This is a genomic window from Streptomyces sp. XH2, assembly GCF_049725035.1.
GTDB classification, from domain to species: Bacteria; Actinomycetota; Actinomycetes; order Streptomycetales; family Streptomycetaceae; genus Streptomyces; species Streptomyces roseoverticillatus.
This window is the reverse complement of record NZ_JBMMMZ010000001.1, coordinates 722,669-738,156: the sequence shown is the minus strand read 5'-3', so window position 1 is coordinate 738,156 and position 15,488 is coordinate 722,669. Positions and strand designations below refer to the sequence as shown.

At 72.7% G+C, this 15,488-nt stretch carries 15 protein-coding genes; 7 read left to right on the top strand and 8 right to left on the bottom strand.

The genetic code is table 11. The features are described 5' to 3' along the window. Positions 1-25 precede the first annotated feature (25 nt). From ACOTKD_RS03370 to ACOTKD_RS03350, 5 genes are all read right to left on the bottom strand, one after another. Entirely contained in the window at positions 26-802 is a 777-nt protein-coding gene (locus ACOTKD_RS03370) for an ABC transporter ATP-binding protein (protein ID WP_424887307.1), read from the bottom strand. 224 nt (positions 803-1,026) lie between these two features. Next, positions 1,027-1,704, bottom strand: a complete 678-nt coding sequence (locus tag ACOTKD_RS03365; RefSeq protein WP_424887306.1) for a response regulator — start codon at positions 1,702-1,704, stop codon at positions 1,027-1,029. Continuing rightward, complete coding sequence (locus tag ACOTKD_RS03360) at positions 1,701-3,392, bottom strand: sensor histidine kinase (protein ID WP_424887305.1); 1,692 nt, start codon at positions 3,390-3,392, stop codon at positions 1,701-1,703. Before ACOTKD_RS03360 ends, ACOTKD_RS03365 begins: the two co-directional genes overlap by 4 nt. 419 nt (positions 3,393-3,811) lie before the next feature. Next, positions 3,812-5,983 carry an RNA polymerase recycling motor ATPase HelR gene (gene helR / locus ACOTKD_RS03355; protein WP_424887380.1) on the bottom strand — a complete coding sequence of 724 codons (2,172 nt, stop codon included), beginning with the start codon at positions 5,981-5,983 and terminating at the stop codon, positions 3,812-3,814. Between the two features lie 140 nt (positions 5,984-6,123). After that, positions 6,124-7,353, bottom strand: coding sequence for a glycosyltransferase (locus ACOTKD_RS03350; protein ID WP_424887304.1), 1,230 nt, complete (start codon positions 7,351-7,353; stop codon positions 6,124-6,126). A gap of 283 nt (positions 7,354-7,636) precedes the next feature. Between ACOTKD_RS03350 and ACOTKD_RS03345 the strand changes: the two genes are divergently transcribed. Continuing rightward, a complete protein-coding gene (locus ACOTKD_RS03345) occupies positions 7,637-8,137 on the top strand; it encodes a DUF6314 family protein (protein ID WP_424887303.1) in 501 nt (166 codons plus the stop codon). A 127-nt stretch (positions 8,138-8,264) separates the two neighbouring features. Next, positions 8,265-8,813, top strand: coding sequence for a hypothetical protein (locus ACOTKD_RS03340; RefSeq protein WP_424887302.1), 549 nt, complete (start codon positions 8,265-8,267; stop codon positions 8,811-8,813). A 169-nt stretch (positions 8,814-8,982) separates the two neighbouring features. Here the strand turns inward: ACOTKD_RS03340 and ACOTKD_RS03335 are convergent, their stop codons facing one another. Next, the gene (locus tag ACOTKD_RS03335; RefSeq protein WP_424887301.1) at positions 8,983-10,287 is read right to left on the bottom strand and encodes a YhgE/Pip domain-containing protein; all 1,305 of its coding nucleotides are present in this window, start codon (positions 10,285-10,287) and stop codon (positions 8,983-8,985) included. A gap of 134 nt (positions 10,288-10,421) precedes the next feature. Between ACOTKD_RS03335 and ACOTKD_RS03330 the strand changes: the two genes are divergently transcribed. Both ACOTKD_RS03330 and ACOTKD_RS03325 read left to right on the top strand, forming a co-directional pair. Continuing rightward, positions 10,422-11,093 (top strand): MerR family transcriptional regulator, encoded by a 672-nt coding sequence (locus tag ACOTKD_RS03330; protein ID WP_424887300.1) that lies wholly within the window; start codon positions 10,422-10,424, stop codon positions 11,091-11,093. A 239-nt stretch (positions 11,094-11,332) separates the two neighbouring features. Next, entirely contained in the window at positions 11,333-11,569 is a 237-nt protein-coding gene (locus ACOTKD_RS03325) for a hypothetical protein (RefSeq protein ID WP_424887299.1), read from the top strand. A 298-nt stretch (positions 11,570-11,867) separates the two neighbouring features. Here the strand turns inward: ACOTKD_RS03325 and ACOTKD_RS03320 are convergent, their stop codons facing one another. Next, positions 11,868-12,989 carry a hypothetical protein gene (locus ACOTKD_RS03320; protein ID WP_424887298.1) on the bottom strand — a complete coding sequence of 374 codons (1,122 nt, stop codon included), beginning with the start codon at positions 12,987-12,989 and terminating at the stop codon, positions 11,868-11,870. 287 nt (positions 12,990-13,276) lie between these two features. On the opposite strand from ACOTKD_RS03320, the gene ACOTKD_RS03315 reads away from it, so the two are divergent. Continuing rightward, positions 13,277-13,777, top strand: a complete 501-nt coding sequence (locus tag ACOTKD_RS03315) for a MepB family protein (RefSeq protein WP_424887297.1) — start codon at positions 13,277-13,279, stop codon at positions 13,775-13,777. Between the two features lie 118 nt (positions 13,778-13,895). Further along, positions 13,896-14,369 (top strand): hypothetical protein, encoded by a 474-nt coding sequence (locus tag ACOTKD_RS03310; protein WP_424887296.1) that lies wholly within the window; start codon positions 13,896-13,898, stop codon positions 14,367-14,369. Positions 14,370-14,443: 74 nt separating this feature from the next. Here ACOTKD_RS03310 and ACOTKD_RS03305 read toward each other — a convergent pair whose 3' ends face one another. Further along, positions 14,444-14,872, bottom strand: a complete 429-nt coding sequence (locus ACOTKD_RS03305) for a hypothetical protein (protein ID WP_424887295.1) — start codon at positions 14,870-14,872, stop codon at positions 14,444-14,446. Between the two features lie 344 nt (positions 14,873-15,216). Between ACOTKD_RS03305 and ACOTKD_RS03300 the strand changes: the two genes are divergently transcribed. After that, positions 15,217-15,477 (top strand): hypothetical protein, encoded by a 261-nt coding sequence (locus ACOTKD_RS03300; protein WP_424887294.1) that lies wholly within the window; start codon positions 15,217-15,219, stop codon positions 15,475-15,477. Positions 15,478-15,488 lie beyond the last annotated feature (11 nt).

Below are 15,488 nucleotides of genomic sequence, written 5' to 3'. Positions count from 1 at the left end.
GTGTGGGGGACGGCGGTGAACGCGGTCAGGAAGTGCGGCCCTGGGCTTCGAACGCGAGCATCCGGTCCAGGACGGCGCCGGAGGTCGGCTCGTGCAGCTCGTCCACCAGGCGCCCGTCGGCGAGGAACACCACGCGGTCGGCGTGGGCGGCGGCCACGGGGTCATGGGTCACCATCACCACGGTCTGACCCAGCTCCCGCACCGAGTCGCGCAGGAAGCCGAGCACCTCGGCGCCGGAGCGGGAGTCGAGGTTGCCGGTCGGCTCGTCGGCGAACACGATCTCCGGGCGGGAGACCAGGGCGCGGGCCACGGCGACGCGCTGCTGCTGACCACCGGAGAGCTGGGAGGGGCGGTGGGCGAGCCGGCCCGCGAGACCGACGGTGGCGACGACGGTGTCCAGCCACGCGGCGTCCGGCTGCCGGCCGGCCAGCCGCAGGGGCAGGGTGATGTTCTCCAGCGCGGTGAGCGTCGGCAGCAGGTTGAAGCCCTGGAAGACGAATCCGACCTTCTCGCGGCGCAGCCGGGTGAGCTGCCGGTCGTTCAGATCGGACAGTTCGACACCGCCGATCCGGGCCGAACCCGAGGTCACCGGGTCCAGGCCGGCCATGCAGTGCATCAGCGTGGACTTGCCGGATCCGGAGGGGCCCATCACGGCGGTGAACCTGCCCCGCGCGAACTCCACGGACACCGCGTCCAGCGCGGTGACCCGGGTCTCGCCCTTCCCGTACGTCTTGGTCAGGCCGGACGCGCGGGCGGCCGGCTCCGCGAGAGCTGTGCTGGAGGAAGGGAAGGTCTGTGACATGGATGCTCCGCCTGGCGTGCGACGGCCCGCGAGGAGTTCCGCGAGCCGGGGGACGCATCCATCCTCACGGCCCTGACCTGCGCAAACATCGCCCTGAAGGCGGGAGTTGACCTCTGCCGAAAGGAGAGTGGCGCCTGCCTGTTCTCCACCGAAGGGCAGAGGCCCGGAACGGGAGACTCTGTCCCGGGGCAGGGCAGGGGGGCAGGAGCCGGCTGCCGGTTCCGTCAGGAAGCCAGGCCGGTCCGGTGGGCCAGCAGCGCCGCCTGGACGCGGCTCGCCGAACCGGTCTTGTCCAGGATGGCGCCGACGTGGGTCTTCACCGTGCCGATCCCGATGCCGAGCCGCGCCGCGACGTCCTGGTTGGACAGCCCCTCGCCGAGCATCGCCAGGACCTCCCGCTCCCGGCCGGTGAGCCGCGCGATCCGCTCGTCCGCGAGCGCGTCGCCGGCGCCCTGCGGGGCACCGGCGTGCAGCATCCGAGAGATCACCGCCCCGGTCACGCCCGGCGAGAGCACGGCGTCCCCGGCGGCCGCCGCCCGTACGGCACTGATCAGCTCCTGCGGGCCCTCGTCCTTCAGCAGGAACCCGGTGGCGCCCTCCCGCAGCGCCCGGACCACGTTGTCGTCGTCGCCGAAGGTCGTCAGCATCACCACGCGCGGCGCGGGGTCGAGGGCGAGCAGCGGGGCGATCGCGGCCAGCCCGTCGTACACCGGCATCCGGATGTCCAGCAGCACCACGTCGGGGCGGTGCGCGGCGGCCATCTCGACGGCCCGGCGGCCGTCCGGGGCCTCGGCGACGACCTCGATGCCGTCGGCGTGCCGGAGGATCAGGCGCACTCCGTGCCGGATCATCGTCTCGTCGTCGGCGAGCAGGACACGGATCGGCCGGGCGGGCTCGGTCACGGGGTCTCCCAAGGTACGGCGTCCCGGACCGACGGGACGGTGAAGCGGTCGATGGCGATCAGACGCTCCGAGGCGTCGAAGCAGTAGCGGGCGATCGTCAGGGCGCCGGGCCGGGTCTCGGTGGCGCCGTTGAACGGGTAGACGCAGCCGGCCGTGCCGGCGGGGCGCGGCGGTTCGTGGCCGGTGGCCGCGGCCCGGACCGCCTTGTTGTCCAGGACACCGGCCCCCCTCACGTCGCTGTAGGCCATGCCGACCCGGGGCAGCGGGCGCGGCCCGGCGCCCTGATGCGGCGCGCCGGCATACACGAAGGCGGTCCCGAGGGCGATCAGCACGCTCAGCGTCACCAGCCCGAGGGCGAGCGTCAGCACGTGCGCGGTGCGGCGTTCGGGCGCGGCGCCCCCCTCGGCCACGGCCTCGCCCCCCTCCGGTCCGGTGCCTTCGGTGCCGGACCGCTTGGGGGCGGGGGCGTCGCCGGGCTCGGCCGGCACGGTCGCGTCCACCTGGAAGCCGCCGGACGCCAGGGCGGCGGCGTCGAACGTCCCGCCCAGCAGCTCCACCCGCTCCCGGAGGCCGGTGAGACCGCGGCCGGTGCCCACGCTTCCGGCGGGGGCCGAGACCCTGGGCGGGGCGCCGTTGCGGACGGTGACCCGTACCGTCTCGTCGTCGTGCACCACGGTCACGGTGACGTGTGCCGCGCTCGCGTACCGGTGCACGTTGGTCAAGGACTCCCGCACCACCCGGTGCACCGCCCGGCGCACCGGCGCGGGACGCGCGTCGAGGTCCGGCCCCGTCCAGTCCAGCCGTACGGCGATGCCCCCGTCCCGGGACTCCGCCGCCAGCGTCTCGATGTCGGCGCGGGTACCGGTCGCGTCGGTGAGCGCCTCAGGCCCGGTGTCCCGGCCCAGCGGCCCGAGCACCCCGAGGGCCTGCCGCAGCTCGCGCATCGCGTCCCGGGTGGTCCGCCGCACCAGAACGGCTTCCTCGCGCAGCTCGGGATCGGCCCGCTCCAGGGCCAGCTCCAGCCCGCCGGCGTGCAGCGAGATGAGACTGAGCCGGTGCCCCACCAGATCGTGCATCTCGGCGGCGATGCGGGACCGCTCGTGGAGACGGGCCTCGCTGTCGGCGAACCGGCGGGCCCGCTCCGCCGCGTCCCCGCGCTCGCGCAGCGCCCGCACCAGACGCCGCTGCTGCCCGTACGACGTGCCGACCAGACCGGGGACGAGCACGGTGGTCGGCGTGAGGATCAGGCCGAGCGCCAGGCCGTACGGCACCGGTCCCGGACCGAGCCAGGGCGCCGACACCGTCGCGCACAGCACCACCAGGGCCGCCGCCGCGACCAGCAAGCGGCCGCGCCGCCGCGCCCGGACCGTCCGCCGTGCCACCGCGTACGCGGTCGCCGCCGTGACCGGCCCGACGCAGGGCGACAGACCCGTCAGCGCGGCGAGGACGAGGAGCGCGGCCACGGGGAAGCGGTGACGCAGCGCGAAGAGCCCGGCTCCGGCGGCCAGCGCGGGCACCTGCAGAGAGGGGTGGGGCAGGAACCCGAGGCCCGCGACCGCGCCCCACACGCCCAGACCCGCGAGCACCACCCCGGCCGTCTCCGCCGCCGCGCGCACGGCTCCGCCCGGAAGCCGTTCGGGCGGGCGGCCGTGATCGGGGAAAGGCGGGAAGGGACGAGTGCGTGCCACGCTGACCAGTATCAATGCCCGAAGTCGCGACGGCATGCGCCTCACGGCCGATCCGCGGCTCTGCCGAAAGACAGAGACCGGGCGGGGCCGACGAGGCCCCGGACGGTGTGCGCCGTACCGTCCGCCATGGGAGGTCTGACTCTCGACGGTGCAGGCGACCACGAGTTGCCCCGGCGCCACCAGGGCCAGGACGGCCGAGGCGGTCCGGGCCACGGTGGCGGGCGTCCGGGGGCGCAAGGGCCGCCACCGGTCGCTGACCAGCAGCAGCGGCAACAGGGCCGCCGGTCCGGCGAGGACGGAGAGTCCGGCGACGTACGTGATGCCCCGGCCCGGGGTGCCGAAGACGTCGCGAGCCGCTGCCGTACTGCGGGGTGCCGTCCACCACGCGGATGGCGGCCGGAAAACCGGAGTGGAACGTATCAGGAGCTGGTGAGGATGACGAGCCGTTGGGTCGCGCGGGTCATCGCCACATAGCGGTCGACGGCTCCTTCGATGCCGTCACCGAACCTCTCCGGGTCGATGAGGACGACCAGATCGAACTCGAGCCCCTTCGACAGTTCCGGCGTCAGCGACCGGACGCGGGACGTCGCCCGGAACGCGGGATCGCCGATGACGCAGGCGATTCCGTCGGCATGCGCGGCGAGCCAGGAGTCGAGGACCGAGTCCAGATCCGCGACGGATCCGTGGACCACGGGGATGCCGCTGCTGCGGATGGAAGCCGGCACGTTGGCGTCCGGGAGCGCGGCCCGGATGACCGGCGCGGCCTCCGCCATGACCTCTTCCGGCGTCCGGTAGTTGACGCTCAGGGAAGCCACGTCGATCCGGTCGAGCCCGACCCGCTCCAGCCGTTCCTGCCACGACTCCGTGAACCCGTGCCGTGCCTGGGCGCGGTCACCGACGATGGTGAAGCTCCGGGACGGGCAGCGCAGCAGCAGCATCTGCCACTCGGCGTCGGTCAGCTCCTGGGCCTCGTCCACGACGATGTGGGCGAACGGGCCGGCGAGCAGGTCCGGTTCGGTGCCGGGCAGCGCGCTCTCGTCGATGAGGGTGTCCTGCAGGTCCCGGCCGTGCAGCATGCCCAGCGCGCCTTCGCTCTCGTCGATCACGACGTTCTGCAGCAGGCTGTCCATGACTTCGGCCCTGCGCGCACGTTCGGCGGCGACCGAGGCCTCGTGCCGGCGCTTGCGCACCGATGCCTCCGGATCGCCGAGCCGCTGCCGCGCCGCGTCCAGGAGCGGCAGGTCCGACACCGTCCAGGCCTGGGCGTCCTCGCGCTGCAGCTTGCGAACGTCGTCGGGGCCGAGCCAGGGAGCGCACTTGCGCAGGTAGGCGGGGACCGACCACAGGTCGCCCACGAGGTCGGTCGCCTCCAGGATCGGCCACGCGCGGTTGAGGGTCCCGATCAGCTCCCGGTTCTGCAGCAGCGACCTGCGGAGCAGCTGGGGCGAGACCTCGTCGTCGTCCTCGTACTCGTCCGTGTGCTTGTCCATGAGGATCGTGAGCAGTTCCTCCCGGATCTGGTCGCGCGCCTCGTTGTGCGGGGTGCCGGGTTCCACGGCCGCGAACGCCGCGGCCCAGTCGTCGGCGCTCAGCCATACGTCGGACCAGTGGGTCGAGACCGTCATCCCCTCGGTGGGCGGCTCCTCGTAGATGCCGACGGCCGGCTCGATCGCCCTCACCATGTCCGCGGACGACTTCAGGAGGGCCACGCCCGGGTCGGCCTCGATTGCTGCTCCGGCTCCCTCGGCGACGAGGTCGCGCACGGTGCAGGTCTGCACGCCCTCCTCGCCGAGGCTGGGCAGGACGTCGGCCACGTAGGCCAGGTAGGGCCGGCTCGGACCGACGAACAGCACGCCGCCCCGGCGGTGACCGAGGCGGGGGTCGGAGTAGAGCAGGTGGGCGGCGCGGTGCAGCGCGACGACGGTCTTGCCCGTACCCGGGCCCCCGTCCACGACGAGAGTGCCGCGGGATCCCGCCCGGATGACGGCGTCCTGGTCGGCCTGGATGGTGGACAGCACGTCGCGCATCCGGGCCGACCGGTTGCTGCCCAGGCTGGCGATGAACGCGGACTGGTCGTCGAGCGCGGCGTGCCCCTCCAGCCCGTCGGCGGTGAACACTTCGTCCCAGTAGTCGCTGATCCGGCCGCGGGTCCAGCGGTACCTGCGGCGGCTCGCCAGCCCCATCGGGTTGGCGTGGGTCGCCGCGAAGAACGGCTCGGCCGCGGGGGAGCGCCAGTCGAGCAGCAGCCGGCGCCCCTCGCTGTCGGTGAGGCCGAGGCGTCCGATGTACACGGGGCCGGGGCTGTCCGTGGGGACGATGTGTCCCAGGCACAGGTCCAGGCCGAAGCGACGCAAGGTGCGCAGGCGACTGGTCAGGCGGTGGATCTCCGCGTCCCGGTCCATCGCTTCCCGGCCGATGCCGCCGGGCGCCTTGCGCGCGGCCTCGAGGCGGTCGGACAGCTCGGCGATCGTCTGCTCGAGCGTCTCCGCTATGGCCGCGAAGTGCCGCTCGTCGCCGGCGATCAGTGCCGGGACGGCCTTGGGGGAAAGACGGCCGGGCAGGTCGAACGCGCCGGTGGCCGGCGGGTTCACGGTGTCCGGGGTGTTGAGGGAGTTCAGGGCGTTCACGGCATGGCTCCGATCTGGGGGCGCTCGCGACCCCAGGGTGTGCAGGTGTCTCGTGTTCTGGATCTACGGGATCTTCCGGGCCCGGCTCGGTGACCCCGTGCGGTTCACGCCGCCACGTGCGGCTTTCCCCTGCTGATCACGTCGAGCAGCAGCTTCGCGGCCACCGTCGCTCCGTCGGTGCGGACCGTGCCGGCCACGGCGGTCGCCCGCGCACGGGTCCTGGGAGCCAGGGCTGTCCCGAGCGCGGCCGACAGGGACTCGGCGGTCGGGGCCGGCCCGTCGTGCGCCGCGCCGATGCCCAGCCCGGCCACGCGGCCGGCCCAGTAGGGCTGGTCCGCCGCCTGGGGGACCACCACCTGGGGCGCTCCGGCCGTGGTGGCCGTCGTCGTGGTGCCCGCGCCGCCGTGGTGCACGACGGCGGCCACCCGGCGGAAGAGGGCCTGCTGGTTGACCTCGCCGACGGCGAAGCAGTCGTCCTGGTCGCCGGCCGGGGCAAGGTCGGCCCAGCCGCGGGAGAGGAGCACGCGGCGGCCCTGCGCCCGGACCGCCTCGACGGCCACCTGGGCGGCATCCGCCGACGCGTGCATGGGCATGCTACCGAAGCCCACGTACACCGGTGGCGCACCGGCCTCCAGGAACGCCACCAGCTCCTCCGGGAGCGGCCGTTCGTCGGGCAGGACCCACGCCCCGGTCTGGACGACGTCGAGGTCCGGGCTCTGCGGCCACGGGTCCAGGACCGGGTCCGTCGCGAGCCACGGCCTGTCGCCGACGACGTAGTCGCGGATGCGGTCCACCGGCGCCAGGCCGTTCGCCACCCGGCTCGTGTTGAGCGCCTCGCCGAACAGCACGTCGATGCTCTGCGCGTCCAGATCCCACAGCACCCGGTTGTCGGTGACCTCCGGCGGGAACGGCCGGCCCGGATACGCCAGCGGCGGGCGGTGCGGCGAGGGCAGGGTGAGCTGCTGGAAGGTCACGGACACGGAGCGGATGCCCAGCTTCTCGGCCACCGACAGCGCGCCGGCCGCGGCCGGCATCATGCCGGTCGCCACCAGCACGTCGCACCCCTCGGCCGCCGCGGTGACCGCCTCGAACTGCCCGGCGATCAGCTCGGCCGCGCGCTGAGGCAGGGACGACGGCCGCGGCGCCGCCTTCGTCAGCTCGCGGGCCGACGGACCGACCGGCACCAGCGGCACGCCGACACCGGCCAGCCGCTGCGCGAAGGCCTCGTCCGGCGGCGCGCACACCCGCACCTCCGCACCGAGTGCCCGCAACCGCACCGCGAGCGCCACCAGCGGCTCGACGTCCCCGCGCGACCCGTACGTCGACAACAACACGCGCACTTCGTGACTCCCCGTTTTTCGCAGCTTTCCGGCCCAGGCCGGTGATTCTGCGGCATGACGGGGGCCTTGCCGCAAGGCCCCCGGTGCGCTATAAGTTAAGAGTGGCAAGGAGTGCGAATCTCCTTGCCTTTGTTTTTTGCCGTCCGCTGCGCACGCGCGACCACGGGGATGCGCCCGGTCGCTGTCTGACGATGCGACAGCTCGCCGGGCGACTGAACACCGACCCGCGAGGACGGCTTCGTGTCCGTGGGGTTCGCGGGGCAGGGATAATGAGGGGATGCAGTCTCCCGTCCCCGTCACGCTTCCCGGTCCGGCATGGCCCGGCGTGCCGGACCTGTACCCGGTCCCCGACGCGGTGGACTACCTGATGGGGGAGTGGACCGTCGAGCGCACCCTCCTCGATCTGGGGGCGGGACGCAGCGGGTCGTTCCGCGGCACGGCCGTGTTCCGGGCGGCCGGCGACGGCCGGGTGCTGCACACGGAGGAGGGCGAGCTGTGCTGGGACGGCGCGCCGGGCCGCGCGGGCCGCACGCTCGTGCTGCTTCCCGGGCCGGACGGCACCTGCGAGGTCACGTTCGCGGACGGCAGGTTCTTCCACGACCTGGACCTGCGCGCCGGCGAGTGGGCCGTCCGCCATCCCTGTGCGGCCGACCGCTACGAGGGGGCCTTCGCCGCCGTCTCCCGCGACGAGTGGCACGCGCGCTGGCGCACCACCGGCCCGGCCAAGGACCACCTGCAGCGTTCGGTCTACCGGCGCCCGCCTGCTGCGGGGGCGTGAGCAGGACGAGGAGCGTCACTCCTCGTAGGCCGTGAGCGCGGCTTCCTCCTCGACCGGGCCGGCAGTCCGGTTTCCACCCGTCCCCCCGGGCGAAGTATCGAAAGGTGGGTCGGCGGAGGGGGAGACCGTGACTGTGATCGTCGGGCTCGTGCACAACGGGCGGGTGCACCTGGGCGGGGACTCGGCCGGTGTCGCCGGCCTCAGACTCACCGTGCGCCGGGATCCGAAGATCTTCCGCAATGGTCCCTACGCCATGGGGTTCACCACCAGCTTCCGCATGGGCCAGCTGCTGCACCACGCGTTCAAGGCGCCGAAGCCCAAGGGTGACCTGGACCGGTTCATGTCCACCGTCTTCGTCGACAAGCTGCGCAGCTGTCTGAAGGACGGCGGCTGGGCGCGCAAGGACTCCGAGCAGGAGCAGTCCGGGACGTTCCTCGTCGGCATACAGGGCCGCCTGTTCGCCGTCTACGACGACTACCAGATAGCGGAGCCCGCCGACGGATATGCGGCCGTGGGCTGCGGGGACGAGTTCGCGCTCGGAGCCCTGCACGCCACCGCGGGCCTGGACCTGCCGGCGCGCAAGCGGCTGGCGCTGGCTCTCGCGGCCGCCGGGCACCACAGCGCCGGAGTCTGCGGACCGTTCCGTTACGTGACCGCGCGGAAGAGCCCCTCTTGACCGGGAGCTCGGCCGGCACTTCGACCGGGAGAGCCCGTGCTTCGACCGGGAGAGCCCGCGCTTCCCGCGCGGGAAGCGCGGTCCGAAAAACGCGGTGAGCCCCAGCACAACGCGGTGAGCCCCAGCGAACGATCGCTGGGGCTCACCGCGTTGTGCTGTGCCGGGCCCGTCAGGCCGCGACAGGTGCCGCCGCGGCCTCGGTGGACTCGGCGGCGCGGGGGATGCGGTGCAGGCCCTTGCGGTCGTAGAGGCGGGTGACGCCGAAGCCGAAGAGCACGGCGGCGACGAACGCGCTGCCCATGGAGATCCATGCGCGGGTGAGGCCGGCGTCGCCCTGGGCGTCGTAGTAGAGGATGGAGCGCATGCCTCCGGTGATCTGCCGCAGCGGCTCGAACTCCGAGAGCGTGCGGAAGAAGCCGGGCAGCGCCTCCAGCGGCACGGTCGCTCCGGAGGACGGGACGGCCATGGCGACGAAGACGATGGTGGAGACCAGCATGCCGGGCGTGCCGAAGACGGCGAGCAGGGCCAGGGCGCTGACGCCGACGGCCGCGATCGTGCCCACGGAGTAGAGCCACAGCAGGCCGAGGTGGGAGGCGTCCATGCCCAGGATGCCGACCGTGGCGAGCTCGACGAGGGAGCCCATGACCAGGGAGAGGCCGAGCATGAGGACCGTGCCGACGGCCAGCGTGCGGACCCGGCTGGTGTGCCGGACGGGCATGCGCTGGCGGAAGGGCCCGAAGTCGGTGTGCAGGTAGCCGAGCGCGGTGTCGACCTGGGAGACGATCGCGTTGGCGCCGAGCATGCCGCAGACGACGAGGACCAGCGCGTAGTAGAAGGCGCTCAGACCCATGGCGCTGTGCGTGCCGAGCGGGTGGCCGTCCGCGACCTCGACGTTCACCGGGTCGGTGAGCATCAGCTTGGCGGCCGGGGCGAGCTCGGCCTTCTGGGCGGCGGCGCGGCCCAGGAGCTCCTTGCCGAGCTGGGCGGAGGCGGCGTGGGCCGCCTTCTGGTTCGCCTGGCTGGCCATGGAGGAACCGATGCTGCCGGCGGACTGGTTGGTCAGCACGGTCAGGGTCGGCTGGGTGGCCTCCGCCGGCTTCGGGCTGCCCAGCCCGGCCACCGTGGCGGTGAAGTTCTCCGGCACGACGAGCGCGCCGTAGACCTTGCCCTGGCCGAGTCGCTTGTCGGCCTCCTGCCGGCTGACGACCTGCCAGGAGAAGCTGTGGTTGTCCGCGGCGGACTTCTCGATCCCCGAGACGACCTGGTCACCGAGGTTGAGGTGCTTGCCGTTGGCGTCGGCCCCGCGGTCGCTGTTGACCAGTGCGATGGGCAGGTCGCGCAGGTTGCCCTTGGGGTTCACGTTGCCGCCCACGTAGAGCAGGGCGAACAGGATGGAGACCACCGCGACGATGAGGCCTGAACCGATCCACAGCTTCGGGCTGCGGAGTACGGAGGAGGGCTCGGGGGAAGGCATATTCGCTCCGAGTTATTACCTAGAGTAACTGGATACTTAAGGTATCCAGTAGCTAGATAGTGGCAGTATCTTGCATGGGTGTCCAGTCGGTGCAGCAGGATGCCCGGCCGGCGCAACACCAGCGAGGAAGCCGCATGAAGATCTCGGAGCTCAGCCGCACGACCGGCGTGCCGGTCGCCAGCATCAAGTACTTCCGGCGGCAAGGCCTGATGCCCGCGGGCAAGGCGACGGCCGCGACCCTGGCCGAGTACGGGCAGGAGCACGTCCAGCGCCTGCGGCTGATCAAGGCGCTGACCACTCTGGGCGGGCTCTCCATCGCCGCCACCCGCGACGTCCTGACGGCCGTCGACCAGGCGCACAGCACCGAGAGCGCCCTGGGGGCGGTCAGCTACGCCCTGCCCGTGCCCGTCGCGGAGTCCCCCGTCGGTGACGCCGACCGGGAGGCTGAGATCGGATCGGCCGCGGAGGCGGAGGTAGCGGCCTTGATCGCGGCCATGGACTGGCAGGCGCCCGGCACCTCGCCCCACGTGCAGGGACTGACGGCGGCGCTGAGAGAGCTCAAGCGACTCGACGCGGACTACCGGCCCGGCGAACTCGCCGCCTACGCGGAGCTGGCCCGCGCCGCCGCCCGCTTGGACCTCGATCGTGCGGCCACCTTCGACGAGGACCCGGTGGCCCTGGCCGAGCAGGCGGTCATCGTCTTCGCCCTCTCCGCTCCCGTACTCGAGCTGCTGCGGCGGCTGGCCCAGGAGGACCAGGTCCGCCGCCGCATCGCGAGTGACGACACCGGTGCCGACGCCGAATAGCCGCGGCGGCCGCCACGGCGTCCGTACGCATCTGCTCGCGTGCGGACGACGCCCCTGCGCATCCGTACGCACCCGGCGAGCGGGCCCCACGCCCACCACGTGACTGTCACGGCTTCTCGCTCGAACGTGGGAACCCTGCCCGAGTGAGCACCCCGCCACCCTCGGCCCGCACTAAGGTTCGGGAGCCCCTAAGGTTCGCGGCCCCGGCGCGGGGCCGGCACGTGCGGAAGGGAAACACTGTGTCCAGCTATCAGTACCGGTGCGCCGTGTGCGGCATCACCTGGGACGAGGTCGCCAACCGGCGCCAAGCCGAGCAGGAACGCGACCGGCACCGCCGCGAAGCCCACGACGGCGGCGTCCCGGACGGCGACGGCATCCGGGCCCAGGACTCCGAACCCTGGCCCGGCCGAGGCGTACTCCTCGCCGGGCTTCTCCTGATGCTCTTCGTCATGTACAGCAGCTGGCACGGCCAATAGCGCATGCCACGCGGGTCACGGGTTCGGCCGGCGGGCGGGAGAGCCGGGCCAGGAGCGGGCGTCGGTCCCGGCACTGGGCAGCCGGCCCGGTGCCGGACCGTCCCGGCCTGCCCGGCAGGCCCAGCAGACCCGGCAGTTCGCGCGCTGTCGCGTCGATCTCGCCGAGCACGCTCGTCGCGCGGCGCATCATGACGCAGCCGGCCGCGTTCCGGCGCGCTCCGTCACGCCACCGCTCCGGCAACTCCATGCCTGCCGCCCGCTCGATCGCGGCGATCTGCCGGACCGCGGCCGTCCCCCGTTACCCCTCGGCGCTGATCAGCTGGGCCACCCTGGCGCTGGTCAGCTCGGTGGCGAGCACGCTGCGCTCCAGCGGCAGCAGACGGTGCGCCTTGCACAACTGCGTCGGCAGCGCCGCGTACTCCTCCCCGGTGATGCGGGTCCAGGAGGGATCGAACCGTACGTGGACGATGAGATCGCGGGCCTGCTCGGAGATGATCGTCGACGCCAGCAGCCACAGCCCGGGCTCTCGCGCCGTACCCGGCGGGTCGGAGGCCAGGTGCAAGAGCGAGGCCGACCGGCCCAGCGGGCCGGCCAGCCGGTGCCAGGAGATCCGCCCGTCGGCGTCGATCCGTCCGAACGTGCCGGTTCCCGCCTGTGCAGTGCCCAGGAGCACCAGCCAGATGCCCCCGGGACCCCCGATCAGCCCGACCGGGGTACTGCCCTGCTCCGCCGGGACGGGGATCTGGGTGGTGTGCCCGGTGCGCGGGTCGATGCGCAGCAGGGAACTCGCGCCGTCCTGACTGACGTAGAAGTCCCCGCTGAGCGGATGGCGTGCGGCGAAGATGGGGTGGGGCCTCGCGTCGAAGAGGCGGTGGCGTCCGGGACGCGTATGGTCCAGGGCGAGGACCTGGTCACTCCCCTTCAGGGTCACCCACAGGACGTCGCCGTACTCGTTGACGTAGTGCGGCCCCCGGCCGCCGCCCGGAACGGGGATCTCCCGTTCGATGCGGGGGGCGGCTTCGAGGGAGTCCGCCCGCGGATCGACCAGGAGCAGCCGGTCGGCGCCCTCGTGCGTGGCCCAGATCCGACCGGGATGGTACGAGGAGACCGCCAGCCCGTGCAGCATCGCGCCGGAGGAGCCGAGCGGGAACGCCTTGACGGCCGTCACCTGCTCGGTACGGGGGTCCAGCGCGAGCTTCACCAACCGGCTGTTGGACATCTGGGACACGAGGGCCATCGGCTCGTCCGGCAGCTTGACGATCTCATGTGTCTCGTCCGCGGGCGGCAGCTCGTACTCCACCACCGTCCGCCGGGACGGACCCGCCGGCGAGGAGAGGGCTTCCCCGCGGCGCGGTCCCGCGGTCGCGGTGCCCGGCGTCCCGAGCAGCGTCCCGGCCGCAGCGAGGCTGCCCAGGGACATCAGTCGGCTGTGAAAAGTGCGGCGGTCCAAGCGGCTCTCCTGGTGGGCGCGGCCTTCGGCGAGGTGTCGCATCCATGCAAGCGGCCGGCCGGATCATCAGATGGTGGATCCGGCGGATCCCTCCTTGTGGGTGATGCGGATGTCGCCATCGGATCCGCCGGCTCCTACCCGGTCACGGGGCCCTTGCCCGGGCCGTCCTGACGCAGCGGACGAGGGTGATGGCGCCGCCGGATCCGCCTGCTGGGGGCGCACGCCGGGCCGTGGTGACGCAGTGGCATGATGGCGGCATGCACGACGAGCTTCGCGCGGCCCGGGCTGCGGTGTACGAACCGGGCGGCTTCGTCTGCTCGCAGCCGGTGCCCGAGGCGGAGAGCGCCGAGTACGGGGCGCACGCGTTCACCCTGGACGGGCTGGCCGTCAGGTTCCGGGTGGGGAAGACCACCCCGACGAAGGCGGGCCAGTTCGTCACGGTGTGGAAGAGGCCCGACGGCGGTGGCCCGATCCGGCCGTTCGGCGTCGAGGACGCCGTCGACCTCTTCGTCATCAGCAGCCGCGAGGGGAACCACCACGGGCACTTCGTCTTTCCGCGCGACGTGCTGGGCGAGCGGGGCATCCTCTCGCGCGGCGGCGCGGGTGGGAAGCGGGGCTTCCGCGTCTACCCGCCGTGGGTGACGACGACCAGCCGCCAGGCCGCCGGCACCCAGGAGTGGCAGGTGCGGTACTTCCTGCCCATCCCCGCCGACGGCCCGGCCGACCCGGTCCGTGCCCGGGTGCTCTACCACCCCTGAGGCCGGCACGGGACAACGCGCAACGCCGGCACCGGGCCATGGACGCGGTGCTGCGGTAGGCAGGCCTGTGCGTCAAAGACTCAACGACCTGCTTGAACGACCTGTTCGGAGGGTGAAGGTGGACCGGCCGCAGGCCGCTTTCCGTCTGGAGAGGGGCGCAACCGGCTTCCTCGACCGGAATGACCCGCCCGCGCCGAGCACCGACCCCAGTGCATGCCGTGCCGCCTGGTACGCCGCGGCGCGGGCCGCGGGCGGCCAGGTCGAGGACTTCACGGAACAGCAGTACCCGCAGAGCTTCCACAGCGCCACGCTCAGCGGCCGGAACGGCGCGCACACCGCGCTGTTCCACGCTCACCACCCGCTCATCGCCTTCGTCGGCGACCGCCGCTACTGGTACACCGACGAATTCCGGGAACCTCCCGCTTGGGCCACCGCCCTCAGCGACGCCGGCTTCGTCGTCCTGAGTGCGGAACAGCTCCTGTCGTCGCTGGAGGAGTCGGACACTTCCGCTCTGTCCAAGGCGGAGTGGCGCCAGATCAAGCACTGGCGGCCGCAGACCCTCGGCGCGACGCTGTTCAACTCCTGGGACTGACGGCCGCCACATGGTGAACACGACGTCGGCCTTCACGACCGCGACGGGTCGGGAAGGCCGGCGCTGTGCAGCTGTCAGGCCGCTACCAGGCCCGTCTTCTGGGCGTTGGTGTTGGTGAACTTGAAGTAGAAGTAGGCGCCGTCATTGAAGCCCGTTCCCAGAACGGTCCACCGGCCCGTCTTCACCGTCACCCAGCCCTTGCAGACTTCCTGGCCGGGGTCGTGGTTCTTCAGGTAGCACAGCTGTATCTGCGTGTCGTTGTCCGGCTTCACCTGGATGTCCGCGCAACGGTTGGTCGTCACGTAGTAGCCGCTGCCTGTGGGGGCGTAACTCCATCCGGCCGGCTTGTCGTACTTCCATGCGCCGCCGATGCAGGAGGCGGCGGCCACGTTCGCTGCTGAGTGGGACGGTGATGCGGCGGATGACGGGGAGCTCACGACGAGGGGCGCGCCGAGCAGAGCGGCGGCGGCCACTGCGGTGAACAGCTTTCTGTGTCCGGACAAGACAATCTCCCTTGCCGACTTCGAGAGGGGGTGACGCGCCGTCCGGCGCATCACCTCGGGCATGCCGTCCGCGCGGATCCGGAGGCCCGGGGCCCGTGGTGCCCGGGCCCGCTGCGCGACGCCACAACAACAGACCCTATGGACCGGCCCTTCCCGGGACATCCCGCCGGTGTTCGATGTCCGTCTCAACCCGGCACGGTAGCGCTCACGGTGCCTGCAACCCTCGTCGTACCGCCACGAGCCGGCCGGCCCCAGGCACCGCAATGGCCGTGTGCCCCCGTACGCGGTGGGTGTGCGCTCTTTGCGCCGCTGACGGTGCGGGGCGCGGCAGGCTCAATGGGGCCATGGAGACGCTCACGGCCCGTGCACCGGCATCACGGAGTACGGGCACCGGCACGGACACGTGCGAGAGGCAGCCCGGCCCGGCCACCGCGATCGGCGCCGGCGATGTGTTCACCGACCTCTGGATCGCCCCGGCCGCTTGCTCGGCTCCGGTGGCGATCTGCCTGCCGGAGGGGGCCGAGTGCCTGCCCGGCATCGATGTCTGCTGCTCGGGGTTCTGCTTCAAGGCCCCCGGCGAGGTGAAGGCGCACTGCCACGGATGAGGACGGGGCAG

Coding starts and splice junctions, on each gene's coding strand:
- ACOTKD_RS03345 (WP_424887303.1), top strand. CDS start 7,637: ATGCAGTCTCCCGTCCCCGTCACGCTTCCCGGTCCGGCATGGCCCGGC.
- ACOTKD_RS03370 (WP_424887307.1), bottom strand. CDS start 802: ATGTCACAGACCTTCCCTTCCTCCAGCACAGCTCTCGCGGAGCCGGCC.
- ACOTKD_RS03335 (WP_424887301.1), bottom strand. CDS start 10,287: ATGCCTTCCCCCGAGCCCTCCTCCGTACTCCGCAGCCCGAAGCTGTGG.
- ACOTKD_RS03300 (WP_424887294.1), top strand. CDS start 15,217: ATGGAGACGCTCACGGCCCGTGCACCGGCATCACGGAGTACGGGCACC.
- ACOTKD_RS03330 (WP_424887300.1), top strand. CDS start 10,422: ATGAAGATCTCGGAGCTCAGCCGCACGACCGGCGTGCCGGTCGCCAGC.
- ACOTKD_RS03320 (WP_424887298.1), bottom strand. CDS start 12,989: ATGTCCCTGGGCAGCCTCGCTGCGGCCGGGACGCTGCTCGGGACGCCG.
- ACOTKD_RS03315 (WP_424887297.1), top strand. CDS start 13,277: ATGCACGACGAGCTTCGCGCGGCCCGGGCTGCGGTGTACGAACCGGGC.